The organism is Maribacter sp. PR66, from assembly GCF_028464205.1.
Classification (GTDB): domain Bacteria; phylum Bacteroidota; class Bacteroidia; order Flavobacteriales; family Flavobacteriaceae; genus Maribacter; species Maribacter flavus.
The window spans coordinates 195,077-211,857 of the sequence record NZ_JAQPCH010000006.1 but is presented as its reverse complement, the minus strand read 5'-3'; the positions used below and the strand labels follow the sequence as shown (position 1 = coordinate 211,857).

The 16,781-nt window shown below is 42.8% G+C and carries 14 protein-coding genes; 5 read left to right on the top strand and 9 right to left on the bottom strand.

From position 1 onward, the window contains the following. Positions 1 to 34 precede the first annotated feature (34 nt). Positions 35 to 1,315 (top strand): tetratricopeptide repeat protein, encoded by a 1,281-nt coding sequence (locus PP181_RS12425; protein ID WP_272637352.1) that lies wholly within the window; start codon positions 35 to 37, stop codon positions 1,313 to 1,315. Positions 1,316 to 1,666: 351 nt separating this feature from the next. Here the strand turns inward: PP181_RS12425 and PP181_RS12420 are convergent, their stop codons facing one another. Together PP181_RS12420 and PP181_RS12415 are read right to left on the bottom strand one after the other, a co-directional pair. Then, positions 1,667 to 3,916, bottom strand: a complete 2,250-nt coding sequence (locus tag PP181_RS12420) for an efflux RND transporter permease subunit (protein WP_272637351.1) — start codon at positions 3,914 to 3,916, stop codon at positions 1,667 to 1,669. Between the two features lie 15 nt (positions 3,917 to 3,931). Further along, positions 3,932 to 4,816 carry a DUF547 domain-containing protein gene (locus tag PP181_RS12415; protein ID WP_154918878.1) on the bottom strand — a complete coding sequence of 295 codons (885 nt, stop codon included), beginning with the start codon at positions 4,814 to 4,816 and terminating at the stop codon, positions 3,932 to 3,934. 259 nt (positions 4,817 to 5,075) lie between these two features. Here PP181_RS12415 and PP181_RS12410 point away from each other — a divergent pair, with 259 nt between their 5' ends. Beyond that, a complete protein-coding gene (locus PP181_RS12410; RefSeq protein ID WP_154918879.1) occupies positions 5,076 to 5,777 on the top strand; it encodes a glycosyltransferase in 702 nt (233 codons plus the stop codon). Beyond that, entirely contained in the window at positions 5,743 to 6,834 is a 1,092-nt protein-coding gene (locus tag PP181_RS12405) for a VOC family protein (protein ID WP_272637350.1), read from the top strand. Before PP181_RS12410 ends, PP181_RS12405 begins: the two co-directional genes overlap by 35 nt. A 14-nt stretch (positions 6,835 to 6,848) precedes the next feature. Here PP181_RS12405 and PP181_RS12400 read toward each other — a convergent pair whose 3' ends face one another. The 7 genes from PP181_RS12400 to PP181_RS12370 form a co-directional block, all read right to left on the bottom strand. Next, positions 6,849 to 7,028, bottom strand: coding sequence for a hypothetical protein (locus PP181_RS12400; protein ID WP_154918881.1), 180 nt, complete (start codon positions 7,026 to 7,028; stop codon positions 6,849 to 6,851). Between the two features lie 54 nt (positions 7,029 to 7,082). After that, on the bottom strand, positions 7,083 to 7,880 hold the full coding sequence (locus PP181_RS12395; protein WP_272637349.1) for an anti-sigma factor: 798 nt from the start codon (positions 7,878 to 7,880) through the stop codon (positions 7,083 to 7,085). Beyond that, positions 7,881 to 8,417, bottom strand: coding sequence for an RNA polymerase sigma factor (locus PP181_RS12390; RefSeq protein WP_154918883.1), 537 nt, complete (start codon positions 8,415 to 8,417; stop codon positions 7,881 to 7,883). A gap of 73 nt (positions 8,418 to 8,490) precedes the next feature. Then, positions 8,491 to 9,084 (bottom strand): superoxide dismutase family protein, encoded by a 594-nt coding sequence (locus PP181_RS12385; protein WP_272637348.1) that lies wholly within the window; start codon positions 9,082 to 9,084, stop codon positions 8,491 to 8,493. Between the two features lie 221 nt (positions 9,085 to 9,305). Beyond that, positions 9,306 to 10,016 carry a DUF2490 domain-containing protein gene (locus PP181_RS12380; RefSeq protein ID WP_272637347.1) on the bottom strand — a complete coding sequence of 237 codons (711 nt, stop codon included), beginning with the start codon at positions 10,014 to 10,016 and terminating at the stop codon, positions 9,306 to 9,308. Between the two features lie 53 nt (positions 10,017 to 10,069). After that, a complete protein-coding gene (locus PP181_RS12375) occupies positions 10,070 to 12,046 on the bottom strand; it encodes a S9 family peptidase (RefSeq protein WP_272637346.1) in 1,977 nt (658 codons plus the stop codon). Between the two features lie 129 nt (positions 12,047 to 12,175). After that, positions 12,176 to 12,766, bottom strand: coding sequence for a methyltransferase domain-containing protein (locus tag PP181_RS12370; RefSeq protein ID WP_272637345.1), 591 nt, complete (start codon positions 12,764 to 12,766; stop codon positions 12,176 to 12,178). A 135-nt stretch (positions 12,767 to 12,901) separates the two neighbouring features. Between PP181_RS12370 and PP181_RS12365 the strand changes: the two genes are divergently transcribed. Continuing rightward, entirely contained in the window at positions 12,902 to 16,144 is a 3,243-nt protein-coding gene (locus tag PP181_RS12365; RefSeq protein ID WP_272637344.1) for a S41 family peptidase, read from the top strand. Positions 16,145 to 16,284: 140 nt separating this feature from the next. Beyond that, positions 16,285 to 16,701, top strand: coding sequence for an arsenic resistance N-acetyltransferase ArsN2 (gene arsN2, locus PP181_RS12360; RefSeq protein WP_154918889.1), 417 nt, complete (start codon positions 16,285 to 16,287; stop codon positions 16,699 to 16,701). The last annotated feature ends 80 nt before the right edge of the window (positions 16,702 to 16,781 follow it).

Below are 16,781 nucleotides of genomic sequence, written 5' to 3'. Positions count from 1 at the left end.
TAAAATTCTAAATGACAATCCAAATAAACAGATTATGAAACGCTATTTATACTTTTTGGCACTAATTACCGTACTACTTTCTTGTTCAGAAAAGAAACAGTACGAGGTGGCCAATGCAAATGATTACAATAAATATTTAACGGTAGAGACCCCAAAAACAACCTCCAAATATTTTGAACTATGGAATTCCAAGATCAGGGCAGACAGTATGCAACTGACTAGTTTTGGGATAGTAGGGGGTGAGTACAATCGTTTTTTTAAGGAGACAGGTGATATTGAGTATTTAAAAAAAGCGGAGAAAAGTCTCCAAAGAGCCGTAAAAATAGCTGCCGTAGGCAGGGCAGGGTATAGAAGGTCCTTGGCCAGAAACTACATATCACAGCATAGGTTTAAGGAAGCGTTGGTCTTGGCGGAAGAGGCACGGGAAATTGGTTCGGATCCCAGGGAAAATCGGTACCTACTTTTTGATGTTCATATGGAGTTGGGAAACTACGATACTGCAGAAAAGTATTTGGACAGCATAAAGAATATGAAGGACTTTGGATACTTGATCCGGTTGGCAAAATGGAACGACTACAAGGGCGATTTGGATACGACCATCAACTTTATGGAGAAGGCCAAGGCTATTGCTATTTCTTCCAAAAACGAGGCACTAATCTTGTGGAGTATCACCAATTTGGCCGATTATTATGGTCATGCGGGAAGACTACAGGATTCCTATGCCCACTACTTAATGGCTTTGGAACTGGATTCCAATTATGCCTATGCGAAAAAGGGCATTGCCTGGATTGTGTTTTCCAATGATAAAAATCCGGAGGAGGCCCTTAGAATACTGGATTCTGTAACAAAGAACTATCAAGCTCCCGATTACTATTTGCTTAAGGCGGAAATAGCCGATTACATGGACAATGACCTGATACGCCTCAAAAACTTAAACGAATATTTCCAAAAAGTGGATAACCCATCCTATGGCGATATGTACAACGCCTACAATGTAGGATTGTTTATTGATGAAACCGCGCAGTATGAAAAGGCATTGGAACTGGCAAAGAAGGAGGTTTTCAACAGACCTACGCCAGAGTCTTATAGCTGGTTGGCGTATAGCCACCTAAAGATGGGCAATATAGAAAAGGCCAAGGAATTGATGGATAATTATGTACTTCATAAAACGTATGAACCTGCCCTTCTGTACCATGCTGCCGAAGTCTATAAGGCCAATAACGATGCGGAAAGAGTAAAGGATTTGAAAAAGGAACTTATTGGTGCAGTGTATGAATTGGGCCCGTTAATGGAAAGGCAAATTCAAGAACTGTAATTGGAGTACTATTTTTTCATTACCGGTTTGTTTTAGGTTGGATTGTTTTGTTGTTTGCGCCATGACCTTTTGGTCATGGCGTTTTATCAGGATGCATTTCATCGAAAAGTTACCGATTTTTAACAATGGACAGGATGAAATACATATATTTAACGGTGAAATGCATATTTAAATCTATTTATAAGCCCCAAAACTTTTAAATAGGATATGATTTAACCAAACCGAAACTTTAAAATTCACGTGTTATGGAATACCTACTCTTTTCTTTGTGGATTGCTCTTATGGTACTATTGTTAGGAAAAACAATTCTGGCCCATCGTTCACTAAAAAAACTTTTGGATAGAAAATAAATTACGCTTCCTTTATCATTTTACGGATTAACACGGGCAACAATAGTATATCCAAAATCAAAGCGGTTACTAGGGTTACGCTAATTATGATGCCTATCGTAATGCTGGGTTGGTGTATTGAAAACAAGAGCACCAAAAACCCAAAAAAGAGGATAACGGTCGTAATTACCAACGCCCTTCCTGTATGTGCAAATGTCTTTTCCAGGGCCTGTTCCTGAGTGAGTCCTTGCGTGATACCAAGTTTGTATTTCCCTAAAAAATGTATGGTATCATCCACGGCTATACCAAATACAATGGCAAATACCACCGAAAGGGAAGCTTCCAATGGGATATTCAAATAGCCCAGTACGCTACCGGCAAAAAGAATCGGCAACATGTTGGGAATCAAGGAAATGATAAATAATTTTAAGTTCCTGAACACCAAGACCATTATGACGCCAATGAGCAGTAGGCCAAAGAACAGCCCTTCCAGCAGACTGCTTCGAATGTATTCCGCGTTTTTATCCAAGAGCATGCTTTTTCCGGTTACTTTGACCTTTATTTGTGTGGTATCCAGTTTAGTGTCAGCATAATTTTCAATCTTCTCATATACCAGTTTTAAGCTATCCGTGCCTATATCCTGTAATCTTCCATTGATACGTGCCATGGAGGCATCCTTGTTTACGAACCGTTCCAATTGCTGCCTTCCCAATTTTTGGATATCCTTCTTGTATTTTTCAAAAGTGGCCGCATCATCGGGTAAGGTCAGAAATTCGGATTTATTTAGATTATGTGCCTTGTGCAACACTTGGAATGGTAAATTGGAGGATTGCAGGTTGCCTATAGAAGGAATTTCGGCCAAATAATTCATCAATTTATTAATTTCCAATGCTACGGAGTAGTCCAAGACTGAATAGTCGTTTTTGGACATGACCGCGATTTCCAAGGGCCGGAAGCCGGCATAGTTATTTTGAAAATATTCAAAATCAGCCGCAATTTCACTTCTATTGGGCAACGTTCTTTTAAACTCATAATTGGTACTTATCAGACTGATACCCCATAAGCATAAAATCGTGAACACCGTTGTACCTAACAGAATGGGTCTTGGATAATCTTTGGTGAAAGTGTTCACTCCTTGAAGTAGGTCCACCCATTTCTTTGAGACACTTTTTCTTCCCAACAGCATCCTTTCGGGAAGACTTATCAACAGCGATCCGGTAAAGAAGATAATGGTGATGTAAGCCACCATGACCCCAATAGCTGCGTTGATGCCAAATTCCTGAATGCTGGCCAACCTGGAGGACAACAGCGTCATAAAGCCCACCGCCGTGGTGACCGATGTCAGTAAGGTAGTGAGTCCCACTTCACGAAGCGAGGAACGGATGGCTTTGTATCTAGGAATTCCCGACTGGATTTTGCGTATAAAACTGTCCGTTACGTGTATCACATCCGAAGTACCAACAATGAGCATCAAAACAGGGTAAAAGGCAGCCATAGCGTTCAGTTCTTTTCCCCAAAGTGCCAAAATGCCTAAAAAAAGTAAAAGGGAAACACTTATGGACAACATTGAAATAAGGACCAAGGGCAGGCTTCGGTACACCAATAATAAAATAATCAGGACTAAAATAGCGGCTATGATGCTGGTCTTTAAGACTTCGCTTTTTTGCATGTCCACAATGGCTTCCAAAAAGAAGGCCCTCCCCAAGATATGGTATTCATCCAATTGATGTTTCTTTAAGGACGACCGTACCTGGGAAAGTAAAATCTCCGCCTGTTGGTAATCGATATCGTCCTGTGTGCGTAGGGCAACAACCGTAGAGGTAGCTTTTTGATCTATTAGGAAATTGGTAAAAAGCTTGTCCTGCTTAATTTTTTCCCAGTCCTTTTCATAGGCCGAAGGGTCATCCAAATGGATTATGGGCAACTGGGTATAACCAAAGCTAGTTTTAAGTGGATAGGATAATGTCGTTAAGGATGAACGCTCCTCAACAAAATCAAAGTCCTTGCTGTCTTCCGAAAAAGCATGGAATCTCTTCAAAAATTCTTGATTGAAAACGGTAGGTTTGTTTTCAACGGCGATGAGCAGAAAATTATCATCGGTACCAAATTCGGCCACAAAATCTTGATAAAACTCCAGATCTGGATCTTCTTCGGGAAAAAACTGACTAAAATCAAATGAAAATCTAAGATTGGGAAGTAAGGTAGCCGAGTATATACCCAGTATTACAAAAAGAAATATACAGATTTTTTTTACTTGGGAAAGATGGTTCATTTGGCGACACTTCCATTAAAGGGTCGCAAAATTATCCAATTCCAAGGTCCAATCATAATTTTTGTACTCAAGATCAATGCCCTTGGTGGTCGGAATCACGCCTTCCTGCTTCAATATCTCCTTTATACCGTCCGTACCGCCAAAATCTCCCCTGAACCAACTGAACAAGGATGTTACCCTTGCCTCTTTTTTGCCTGCATCGTACTCCGTGGTCCGCTTCAGGTAATTGCTGGTACTTTTGGCGAACTGTTCATCCAACCTTTTCCACTCGTAAATGGCTACGGGAGGACAGTCCTTTGCGCCGCAATTGAGGGCAAAATGGATTCGATAGTCGGGCTCTTCTACCCGTAATCTTTTTTCGAATTCCCCAGGAAATAGTTTACCGATAAACCCCAAACCATATTCCCATTGAGACCCCCTTATGATGCCATGCTCAATCAATTCAAAGGAAATCATTTCCCCGGCAAAAGAAATCTGGTCCGCCTTAAAAAACTTGCTTCGATCCTTATACAAATCTGGGTTGTTCCCCAGTATTACCTGGATATAGGCATTGTAAATATTGACCCAAAAAGCCAATTTCTTTTGGTTCGTGTCAAGGGCATCTTCCAATTCCTTAATGGTGACATTCGAAAAGGTATCCTGGATTTTTTGGGTATTTTCTTGGTTCTTGATTTTGACCAGGAATTCTACCGAAAGCTTGTTGAAGTCAATAGTTTCGGACTTGGATGTGCTTTGGCCAAAACCGTTCCAAGTGCCTATCAATAGGATAAAAAGTAAGTTGATTGGCACCGCCAAGTGGTAGAATTCTCGGAGGCCTGCCTTTAAATTAAAGGATTGTTTTTGGTGAATGCACCGTAGGCTTGCCCCAAAGTAGTCTGCTATATATTTTGAACGCTTCATGTGTTTTGTTTTTAGTACCTACGTACGAATCCGTAAATGGTTTTATTTTGATAACCTATAGACTACCTTAATTATTGTTGGGATTACCACAGTATATCCTTTGCTGTTTTAATCTTTGTCGTAAATTATTTTTGAACTTTCAGTAGAATCTAAAGAATTATAGTGACGATTTTAAAACCCTTATGGTGCTAATTCCGTAGATTTAGAAAATCCCCTGAAAATTAAAGTTACGGACTTGGGGAACGACCTATTTGTTGCTATGATCAGTATTATAATTCCATCGCATAAAGAAACCGTAAATATCGACCTATTGGTCGGTAGATTGTCAAGCTTTTCCTCGCAAGTTCCCTTTGAAATACTAGTGGCACTTTCACCTGAGAGCGAAATGGATTTTAAAAGGGAAACCCTGGATAAGGCCGATATTATAAGGTGCACTAAGAAGGGTAGGGCATGCCAGATGAACGAAGCGGCCAAATTGGCAAAAGGGGAGGTCTTGGCTTTTTTGCACGCCGATGTAAAACCACCGGACTCCTTCTTGTTCGATATCCAGAAGACTATAAAGAGTGGATTTGACGCCGGATTCTTTTCATACAGGTTCGATAGGGAAAGTTTGCCATTGAAGATCAATTCATATTTCACGGCTAAGGACGGCATATTTACAGGTGGTGGTGATCAATGCTTGTTTATAATAAGACAAGTTTTTGAAACCTTGGGCTGTTTTAAGGAAACCCAGGTTTTGATGGAGGACTTCGAGTTTTTTGAGCGCATGAAAAAGAATGGGATACGCTACAAGATCATAAAAAACGATTTGATAGTATCTGCTAGAAAGTACGAAGCCAACTCCTATCTACGGGTGAACCTTTCCAACCTCTTGCTTGTAATCCTGTTTAGGTTGGGATATCCAAGTAAAAAACTAAAAACGATTCATGACAAACTCATCAGAACGCCCTACAACACCTGACATCATAAATGGCATACAACAAGTAGGTATAGGAGTGTCGGACACCAAGGCAGTTTTTAATTGGTATAGAAAGCACTTGGGTTTTGATATTCTTGTTTTCAAGGACGAAGCGCCGGCAGTACTCATGAAAAGGTATACAAGTGGTGAGATATGCCATAGAAATGCTTATTTGTCCTTAAATATGCTGGGAGGGGGTGGTTTGGAAATCTGGCAGTTTTTGAGCAGAACTCCCCAAAAACCCAAATTCCCAATAATTCTTGGTGATTTAGGGATAAATGCTATGAAAATACGGAGCAACGATATTCAGAAGAGTTATGATTCGTTGAGGGGGCTGGAATTAAAATATTTGACAGGTATAAATAAAACTGTGAAGAATGGAATTTCTTTCTATTTTCAGGACCCCTGGGACAATCTGGTCGAAGTTGTACAGGATAGATACTTTTTTAATAAGACAAGTTTGAGCACGGGTGGCGTGCTGGGAGTCGTGATAGGGGTTTCACAAATATCGGAATCGATACGGTTCTACAGTGATTTGTTGGGCTATAGTATTTTGGTATCGGACCAAACTTTAGATTTGCCCCTTAACAACACACCTGATACAAATTTTGGTTTATTCAGGAAAGTGGTACTAGCGCATTCCCGACCTAATTTTGGTGGTTTTGGGGAGTTGTTGGGACCAACCCAAATAGAATTACTGCAAGCATTGGATAGAAAACCAAATAGAATATTCGAGGATAGGTTATGGGGTGATTTAGGATATATCCACGTATGTTTTGATGTACAAGGGATGGAAAAATTAAGGAACCGTGCAGCCTCCTTAAACTATCCATTTACCGTAGATAGCGCCCAAAGTTTTGATATGGGCGACGCGGCGGGCCATTTTAGTTATGTGGAAGACCCAGATGGAACCTTAATAGAATTCGTGGAAACCCATAAAGTACCTATTTTAAAACCATTGGGTATCTACCTTGATTTAAAAAAACGAAATCCGCATAAACCATTACCTAAATGGATGGTACGAACATTGCGATTTCATAAGGTCTCCAAGGATATCTAAATCCAGTAGATCATTTAACTTTTTGTTGTTCTCAAAAGCCCGATTCCCGAGAAGAAAAATATACCGCCCAGAACGGCATATACGATCAAGGCCTTTGTTGTTCCTGTACTATTGCCAAATAATATGGCGGCGTAGACCAACCCCCCAATTCCTAACAGGGTGAGAATGGTACCAAAGAGTTTCTTTATATCCATGGTCGAAAAATACTAATTTTTCCAGTAAGCAATCTATAGTGGGATTCAAATAATTTAGGAGGATGCAACCGCTCCAAGTGCATAGAGTTGCTCCAATGTGGGTGTTTCACTACCTCCGGCAGGTTCCAAAGTTATCCCAAAGGCTTCGGAATTATTTGGATTGTTCAGCGCAAACACCTTGTTTTCATCCTCGGTAAAATCTTCTAAAAGACCCATGCTCGTAGGGGTTAAGGGCGATAATTTTAAGGACCAAACTTGATAAACAAAACCATCCGGTGGTTCCGGAAGACCCTTCGCGTCAATAAACACTTTTTCCTCTTGTTTGTTCCAATACGCCTTTGCGTAGGAATCCGGAGAAACTTGTTGCCCACCTAAAGGGATTACCAAAATATTTTGGTCCCTCAGCGTATTGAGGAGCTCCCGCGATTTTTCCAAGGAGGAATTAGACTCGGCTATTTGTTGTTCTAACTGTTGGTTTTGACTTTCTACCAATTCCAACTGGGATTTCAATTCCTTATTTTGATTATAGACCCAAAAAAGTCCAATGGCCAAAAGTATGGAAGCCGCCCAACCCAGGTATTGCGTCCAAGGCCTTGATTCTTTGGTCAGTGGAACAACCTTCGATGTATCCCCAGCATTCAATTGTGATCTTAGGGTTTCAAAACCGACAGGGGTTACGGTATTCGCTTTTTGTGAAATCTCTAGGATGGCCGCCTCTATAGCCACAATTTCTGCCTTTATTTCTGGATATTCCTGTGCATATCTATGTATTTCCAGGTTTTCTTTCTCCGAAAGGGCCCCTGCGACGTACAGTTCCAAAATTCCAGACGCTATGTATTCTTGAACATCCATTTATTTTATCTCCATGTTTTCCCTGAGCTTGGAAATACAGCTTCTATTTCTAGTTTTAACGGTTCCAACGGGAATGGCCAGTTCTTCGGCCGCTTCCTTTTGTGTATACCCTCTAAAGTAAAGCATTTCAATTAGTTGTATACACTTTTTCTTTAGACTCCGGACTAACTTAAAGAGTCCTTCGGTTTCTACTGTAGCAACAACTTCCTCTTCCTTACTTTCCAAAATACGTACGAAGTAATCTGCGGAAAGGTTCTTTTTTTCATTTTTATACGACTTACTACGTATTTCATCGATGGCCGCATTTCTCGCAATGTTCAAGATCCAGGTAAAAAATCGGCCTTTGGATGCATTATAACTGTCCGCATTGTCCCATATTTTGACGAATACATCCTGACAGATTTCTTGGGAGCGCACTTCGTTTTTGACAATGGTGTTGATTACCCCGCAGATATTTTCGGAATACATGCCATAAAGTGTCTCGAAGGCGGAAACATCCTTCTCCCGAAATCTCTCAACCAGTTGTTCCAATTGCATAGGGCTGAATTTAGCTATTAAAAATAGAAAAAGCCACCCTATCAGGTGGCTTTTATCATATTATTTTTTAATCCTATTGGATAATTCCGGTACAACTTACTCTGGCACCGGCCGCACCGCTCGGTTGACTGGTGAAATCATCCGTACCTTGGTGTACGATTACCGCCTTGCCCACAATATTTTTATTGGGGTCGTCACAACCAATACACCATTCAGCCGTTGAAAATTCGACCATTCCGTTACCGTCAGAATCGGCCATAAAGTTGCCAATATCCCCTTTGTGATAGCCTTCACTGGCACCCCATTTTCCATGGGGTTCGTTGGTAGGGTTCCAATGGCCTCCCGTAGAAGTTCCATCATCCGCGGAGCAATCTGCCTTTTCGTGTATGTGTATGGCATGCTCGCCTTCGGAGAGTCCTGTGAAGGACGCCATCATTTTTACCTCTCCGTTTTCTTCGGTAAAGGTGACCTCGCCCTGAACGCCACTATCACTTTTTGGCTCCATCATAAATTTAACGGATTCCACTTCTTCCTCTTCCATGGTCATTTCTTCCATGGTTTCTTCCACTTCATTTGCAGCATCGTTGGTTTCCTTTTTAACTTCTTTACAACTAAAGACTGCAAAAAGGGCCAATGCGGCCAGTGGTAATTTTATTACTTTTTTCATACGTTTAAAATTAAATTAATAGCTTGATTCTTAAATATTTCCTTTTGTAGAGGTATTTAACTCACCAGAACAAATCCCTCAATGAGGGTTTTATTTTTTCTAGTTTTAAAATTTAAGTTTGTTAAAATTACGAAATTTCGTGCGCTATATGAACTCATATCCCAATCATTTTAACAGGATTGGGAAATTTGATGGAGCTGCGAAGGAAAATACCGGCAATCCTATTTTTTATTGAAAAGCCCACGTAAATCTGGATTATAGAATACAGCCACCTGTAGCCTGTCATAATTCACGGTTCTGAAATGATTTTTAAGATAACCGGCCTGTACACTTAGATTATGGGTCACATTAAGTCCCACTGCTGCATACAATCGGTTTTGGTCAAAGGCCTCGTTCTGTAGATTGATAAAAATTTCATCATAAAAATTAAAAAAGAAAATGTCCGTTAGGGGGACCGTCATCTGTAACCGATAGCGGGCACGGTGTTCAGCGCTTTTTCTATTCAGGTCATTATTTGTTATAAAACGTTGTTCCAAACGATACCGATGTTCAAATAAAAGTTCCCATACTTTATTCTTCAAAATGAACTGTTCAAAAATTCGGTTTTCCGAAATATTATCGGAAGCTGGTTCATCCAAATCAATCAGGGCCGCCTCGAAATAAGTTGGATCCGTTTTTATATAGGCGTACCCCACAGTAGCAATGGCATTGTCATCAATGTGATAATTGAGTCCTGTCCTAAGTAACAATTGATTGAAGTTTTTTGCCTGTTCAAAATATCGAAGTTGTGCTTCTGTATGAATGCTCCACTTTTCCGCAATCTGATTGGTGCCAAAATACATGTGCCAGCTTCCCAGTTTGTCTTCCCCAATCTCTTGGCCCAAGGCCGAAGTCACAACAATACCCAATACAACAACTAGTAATCTCCTCATAAATATGCCTGATTCTATATTCAAAAATTCAAGTCTTGAAATTAGACCTTCGATTAAATATCGCTTTCCATGGATTCGCCGTCCTCAATGGGCGTGCCCGCGTCTCCTTTGAGATAGACATCCAAAAATTGTAGTACCCTGCTGTAGGCCTCGATCTGGTTTTCCTTTTTTACAAATCCATGGCCTTCATCCTCAAAGAGCACGTATTCCACGGGAACGCCATTTTTCTTGACGCCGGCCACGATTTCGTCCGATTCTACCTGAAGCACCCTAGGATCTTTGGAACCTTGCAGCACGATCAGGGGTTTGGTAACCTTATCGGTATGAAAAAGCGGGGAAATGGCCTTAAGCCGAACGGAATCCGCACTGTTGGGGTCACCCAGCTCTAAATACAGGGCATCCTTAAAGGATTCCCACCAGGGCGGTATACTTCGTAAGGTCCTGATCCAGTTCGTTACCCCAAATAGGTTTACGCCCACGGCAAACTCTTCCGGTGTATAGGTCAAGGCCGCCATGGTCATATATCCGCCGTAGGAACCTCCAATAATCCCGATTTTGTCTCCATCGATTTCTGGTTGGTTGGCCAACCAATTCTTGCCCTCCACACAATCCTTCAAATCCTTGTCACCATGGTTGAGGTCGTCCATTTTGTAGAACGACTTCCCATAACCGCTGCTTCCGCGGTTGTTCACCGCCAACACGGCATACCCATGGTTTACCAAGTATTGAATGAAGGAACTGAAATTCTGCCTGGATTGTCCGCCTGGACCACCGTGTACCCAAACCAAAGCGGGCACCTTGTTGGTTTCGGAAGCTTGATGAGGTTTGTAATAAATGGCAGGAATTTCCATTCCATCAAAGGATTTATACCGGATCACCTCCGCCGAGACCAAATCGCTTGGTTCTATTTCCGGGTTCAGTACATTGGTAAGCTGTTTCAGCTCTTTGGTCTCTAAATCATACACATATAGATTACTGGGTGTTTGCGACCCGCCTGCGTAGAGACTCATTAGTTTTTCGTCATCCGAAAAACCTACATTGGTGATGTCCATATTGGGTAGGGAGGGAAGGTCGATATTCGTTCCCGTTGCGGTCTCCGTAACGGCAATAACGTTCTTTGCGTCCTCGTTTATATAGGTTACCTGATAGGTGCCGTTCTCGGTGAAATAACTGCCCATAATATCCCAATCGCGCTCCATGACCTTGCTGCGTTCGCCAGATTGTATATCGTATTTCATTACATAGGAAAATTCGCTATCCAAATCGGTCGTGTAATACAACGCACCGCTGTCCGGAGTAAAATCCTGACCGCTATTGGCGCTCTGCGCTTCGTTGATCTGTGTCTTTTCACCCGTTTCCAAATTCTGAAGGAAGAGATTGACATCATTCGTATTCAGGGATTTGGAGAGGGCCAGGTATTTTTGGTCCTTGCTTATAGGCCCAATGTCATAACCTTCATTGTTTTGATATATGAGTTGGGGTCTGTAATCCAAGAAATCCATTTGATAGAGGTCCATATAGCGGGCATCCCGTTTGTTGGACGTGAAAAAGAAGCTCTTTTTATCGGCTGCCCACGCATGGAAACTCGCCCTTGCGCCCTCCTCAGGGGTCAAATCCGTAATGCTTCCATTGAGGTTTCTTAAATAGATATGGTAGATTTCGTCGCCGTTTCCGTCCATCCTAAAGAGCATACGCTCGTCCTTAGGAAAATAGGAAATGGCAAAGACCGAGGAACTGTCCGATTCCGTTACGGGCATCATCTCACCACCTTCTGTTGAAATTGTGTACATATTGTAGATGCCGGACCTATTACTTGAAATCAAGAGCTTGCTATTATCCGGCGAAAAACTGCCACCGCCAATGGCCTCGTTGTCCATCATTTGCTCAATGGTATAGGATTTCACCGTTTTAGTGATGGCAGCGTCCGGGTTTTCTTTGGGAGTTTCCTTGCAGCTCCATGCAATCATGGTAATAGAAGCAATCATGGCTAAACCTTTTACAGGCATACATTTTAATAGTGTTCGTTTCATGGGATTGATTTTTTTGAATGTGAACATATCGGCTAAAAACCAATGTGCCTAAAGATACGGTAAATGAAATGTAAGGCCTACTTAAAAGTCCCCCTAAGTTTTTAAGGCCCGAAGTTTTGGGGCACTTGGTTATTTTCGCTCAAAAATCCCGAACAGTTCGTTTCCCTTTCTGGGCGGGATGGAATTGTAACACCGTGCAAATGTACGAACGGTAAAATAGGGGTCCAGATAGCCCAAATAAAGTTCCTTGTTGCCGCCATAAGGTCTTTTTTCCATATCGTCCGTCAGGGGAAAATCGAACCAGAGCCCTGCAAGGATGCCATCAGGCTTGAGCAACCGGCGCATCTGCTTAAAGTACGCGCTCCTATTGGCATCCGTAGGTACTATGGAACAGAAAAAGGTCTGCTCCAGAATTAGGTCGTAGCTTCCTTCATGCGCAAAGAAATCGGCATGAATCACCTGGGCTTCGGGAAAATGCGGGTTGCGTTTTTTGAACTCGGTCAACGGAATTTCGGCAACATCCAGTACGTGCACATTTTTAAAGCCGATTTCAAAAAGATATTCGGCCTCATATCCATTACCGGCACCGGGTATCAGGATTTTTAGGTTTTTGTCCGTCAATTGGTCCGCGTATTCCTTGATGGGGGTGGAAGGGTAGCCAATGTTCCAGCCCGTGGTACCGGCCTCGTATCGTTGGGTCCAATAGGTTTTGTCGTCCATAGCGGCGTGCTTAGAAAGACGAAAATAAGGACATTTTTGATAGCCATGCCGCTATGGGTGCAGATCATACAAATTCGGTGTCCATTTATACACAATTTACCTATCTTCGGCGGATTAAAATCAAGCGGACCAAACATGAGAAATTACCTGTATTTGTTTTTCTTTTCCATCGTTCTTTTTAATAGTGTATTTTCCCAGGAAGACCCCAAATGGCTTCGGTATCCGGCTATCTCCCCTGATGGTTCCACCATCGCCTTTACCTACAAGGGAGATATTTACAGGGTTCCCAAAGAAGGGGGTGTTGCACAGCAATTGACCTTCCATAAGGCGCACGATTATCAGGCCGTGTGGAGCAAGGATGGGGACTCGCTGGCCTTTGCCTCCAACCGATTCGGGAATTTTGATATCTACGTAATGAACGCCAAAGGGGGCGAAGCGACCCGATTGACCTTCCACAGCAACGATGAGACGCCCTATTCGTTTTCGGCGGATGATACAAGCGTCATTTTTGGAGCTGCACGTCAGGATGATGTGAAACATCGGCAGTATCCCATGGGACAACAACCGGAGCTGTATAGTGTTCCCGTCATTGGTGGTCGGGTTAACCAGGTATTGACCGTCCCTGCGGAAGATGTACAGGTAAATTCCGAGGGCACTTTGATGGTCTATCACGATAAAAAAGGTTATGAAAATACGTTCAGAAAACACCATACATCTGCCATTACGCGCGATATTTGGAAATACGATGTAGCGACCGGCACACATACCAAGCTAACCAGTTTTAACGGGGAGGACCGTAATCCTGTTTTCAGTGACGATGGTAATTCCCTCTACTACCTCAGTGAGGAAAGCGGGTCTTTCAACGTCCATACATTGAATCTGGAAAATCCCGAAAATAAGGAGCAATTGACCTCCTTGAAGACCCATCCCGTTCGGTTTTTAAGCATCGGGAACGGGATTATGGCCTTCAGTTATGATGGGGAGCTCTATACTTTTGAGGAAGGTGGCGAACCTCAGAAGGTGGATGTGATCATCCGCACACAATCGGCCTCCAATGCGGTGGAATACGTTTCCGTCAACGGCGGAGTCAGGGAAATGGACATTTCGCCCAATGGGAAGGAAATCGCCTTTATTAGTCGGGGCGAGGTATTTGCCACTTCGGTAGATGGCACCATGACGAAGCGATTGACCAATACGCCGGAGCAGGAACGTTTTTTAAAATATATGCCAGATGGCAAGGCCATTGCCTATTCCAGCGAGCGAAACGGTAAATGGTCTATTTTCAAGACCGTAAAACAACGTACCGAGGAAACCTATTTTTTTGCTTCCACCTTGGTAAAGGAGGATACCTTGGTAACCGATAGTACCGATGTCTATTTGCCTGAATTCTCGCCAGACGGTAATCTAGTCGCTTATGTGGAAGGGCGTAGAACCTTGAAAGTCAAGAATTTAAAAACAAAGGAGACCGTTATCTTACTAACGCCAAAGGATTTGTACCATTTCTCCGATGGGGACCAATACTATCAATGGAGCCCGGATAGCAAATGGTTGTTGGTGGATTGGGGCGTTACTTTGAGCAACAATGAAATCCTTTTGATTTCTGCCGATGGCAAGACCCGTAAGAATCTTACCGAAAGTGGCTACTATGACATGCAGCCCAAGTGGATTAGTGAAGGCAACCAGATCATTTGGTTCTCCAACAGACACGGCTTAAAAAGCTATGCCACCAGTGGGCAGTCGGAATTTGATGTCTACACCATGTTCCTTACCCAGGATGCTTGGGACAAGTTCAATCTGTCCAAGGACGAATACGATTTGATGAAATTGATCGAGGAAGGCGATAAAAAGGACGAAGACAAGGACGAAAATAAGGACGATAAAAAGAAAAAGAAGAAGGATGAAGACACTAAGGAGGAACCCGTAAAACCCCTGAAGTTCGATTTGGAGGGCACCGAGGATAGGAAAAGCCGACTCACCATCCACTCCTCAAAATTGAGCGATGCCGTGTTGTCCAAGGACGGTGAAAAACTGTATTATCTCACGCGTTTTGAGGAGGATCTGGACCTTTGGGAAACGGAAATCCGTACCAAGGAGACCAAAAAATTACTGTCCCTAGGCGCAAAATCAGGAGGTTTGCAATGGGATAAAAAGCAGGAAAACCTCTTTTTGTTGGCTGATGGCAGCATATCCAAAATCGATGTAAAGGCCGGGAAGAAGGAACCTGTAAAATTGAAATCGGAAATGGTCTTGGATGCTGATGCCGAACGCCGGTATATGTTCGACCATATTTGGTTGCGAACCAATGGTATTTTCTATCACAGCAACTTTCACGGTATCGATTGGACCGCTATGCGTACCGAATACGAAAAATACCTGCCCTTCATTGAGAATAATTACGAGTTCGCGGAAATGATATCGGAGCTTTTAGGGGAGTTGAATGTTTCACATGCCGGAGGCAGGTATAACGACACTATCGATAATGGAGACGAAACTGCATCCTTGGGAATTTTTATGGACTATGCCCATACAGGCAACGGAATCAAAATCGCTGAGATCATAAAAGGCGGGCCTTTGGACAAGGCCGGCTTCAATTTAAAGCCGGGGATGATCATCGAAAAAATAAACGGCGAAACCCTACAGTCCGATCGTGATGTAGCCAGTTATTTGAACCGCAAGGAAGGCGAATTTTTGTTGTTGGATATAACAGGTGAGAACAAAACCCCAAAGCAAATTACCGTTAAGCCCATTTCCTTGGATGCTGAGGGCGATTTGTTATATAATCGGTGGGTGGAAACCAATGAAAAGGAAGTACTTGAAAAAAGTAAAGGTACTTTGGGCTACGTACACATTCCAGGAATGAGCGACGGACCCTACCGCTCCATTTACGAGGAAATGATGGGCAAGTTTTTCGACAAAAAAGGGGTCATTGTAGATACCCGATTTAATGGTGGTGGCGACTTGGTGGCCGATCTGGCCATGTTCTTTACCGGCGAGGCCTTTTTATCCTATGAGACAGAAGATCGTGTGGTAGGAGGGGAGCCCACTTCGCGCTGGACCAAACCAACGTTGGCCCTATATAACGAGTCCATGTACAGTGACGGTTCCTGCTTTGCCAGTGGCTATACCGAATTGAAAATAGGGACTACGGTGGGGATGCCGGTTCCAGGGACCTGTAGCTTTGCCGGGTGGGAGCGTTTGCCAAACGGAGGCGTTTGGGGCGTGGTGCCCGTAAGTGCCAAGAATAAGGCAGGGGAGTGGATGGAGAACAATGAAACCGACCCAGATATCCTTGTCAAAAACCAACCCGAGGTCATCGCCAAAGGCCGTGATCAGCAATTGGAAAAATCCATTGAGGTTTTGATCGGGCAGGTGAAGTAGGCTGGCCATATAACGTACAAGTAAGTTATTCTGATCACGCGCATGGCCAAGAAGAAGAATCTATTAAAATACCATCAAGTCCTGGGTTTGGTGCCATAATGAATGAACAACTACAAACTTACCACTTTTAAACGCGTACTATGAACCCAGTGACCAACCTAAAGTCTATACAGGAACTTTTGAAAGCGAACGACCTGCCCTTTGAAGATTTGGTAGAATCCAAAGTGGCCTTTTTGACCAAGGAAAAAAATGGCGAACTTATTGGATGTATTGGCATCGAAACATACGAAATGGATGGTTTGCTGCGTTCCTTGGCGGTAGACGATGCCCATAAAGGAAGAGGGGTGGGTAAGGAGTTATTGGACGAACTTTGTGAAACCAGTAGGCAAAAAGGTATACAACGATTGCACCTTCTGACCACTACAGCAGATGCCTATTTTAAACGTTATGGTTTTGCTGTAACGGAACGGTCCACCGCTCCTACGGCCATCCTTGGAACTACCGAATTCTCTGAAATATGCCCTTCCAGTTCCGTGTACATGGTGAAGGAACTTTAATTCTATTCCTATTCCTCCCATTTTCTTGTCATTCTGATGACGAGCGTAGCGAGGAAGAAGCATCTCTTTATTGACCGATC

Coding starts and splice junctions, on each gene's coding strand:
- PP181_RS12405 (WP_272637350.1), top strand. CDS start 5,743: ATGACAAACTCATCAGAACGCCCTACAACACCTGACATCATAAATGGC.
- arsN2 (WP_154918889.1), top strand. CDS start 16,285: ATGAACCCAGTGACCAACCTAAAGTCTATACAGGAACTTTTGAAAGCG.
- PP181_RS12425 (WP_272637352.1), top strand. CDS start 35: ATGAAACGCTATTTATACTTTTTGGCACTAATTACCGTACTACTTTCT.
- PP181_RS12375 (WP_272637346.1), bottom strand. CDS start 12,046: ATGAAACGAACACTATTAAAATGTATGCCTGTAAAAGGTTTAGCCATG.
- PP181_RS12365 (WP_272637344.1), top strand. CDS start 12,902: ATGAGAAATTACCTGTATTTGTTTTTCTTTTCCATCGTTCTTTTTAAT.
- PP181_RS12400 (WP_154918881.1), bottom strand. CDS start 7,028: ATGGATATAAAGAAACTCTTTGGTACCATTCTCACCCTGTTAGGAATT.
- PP181_RS12420 (WP_272637351.1), bottom strand. CDS start 3,916: ATGAACCATCTTTCCCAAGTAAAAAAAATCTGTATATTTCTTTTTGTA.
- PP181_RS12370 (WP_272637345.1), bottom strand. CDS start 12,766: ATGGACGACAAAACCTATTGGACCCAACGATACGAGGCCGGTACCACG.
- PP181_RS12415 (WP_154918878.1), bottom strand. CDS start 4,816: ATGAAGCGTTCAAAATATATAGCAGACTACTTTGGGGCAAGCCTACGG.
- PP181_RS12380 (WP_272637347.1), bottom strand. CDS start 10,016: ATGAGGAGATTACTAGTTGTTGTATTGGGTATTGTTGTGACTTCGGCC.
- PP181_RS12410 (WP_154918879.1), top strand. CDS start 5,076: ATGATCAGTATTATAATTCCATCGCATAAAGAAACCGTAAATATCGAC.
- PP181_RS12390 (WP_154918883.1), bottom strand. CDS start 8,417: ATGCAATTGGAACAACTGGTTGAGAGATTTCGGGAGAAGGATGTTTCC.
- PP181_RS12385 (WP_272637348.1), bottom strand. CDS start 9,084: ATGAAAAAAGTAATAAAATTACCACTGGCCGCATTGGCCCTTTTTGCA.
- PP181_RS12395 (WP_272637349.1), bottom strand. CDS start 7,880: ATGGATGTTCAAGAATACATAGCGTCTGGAATTTTGGAACTGTACGTC.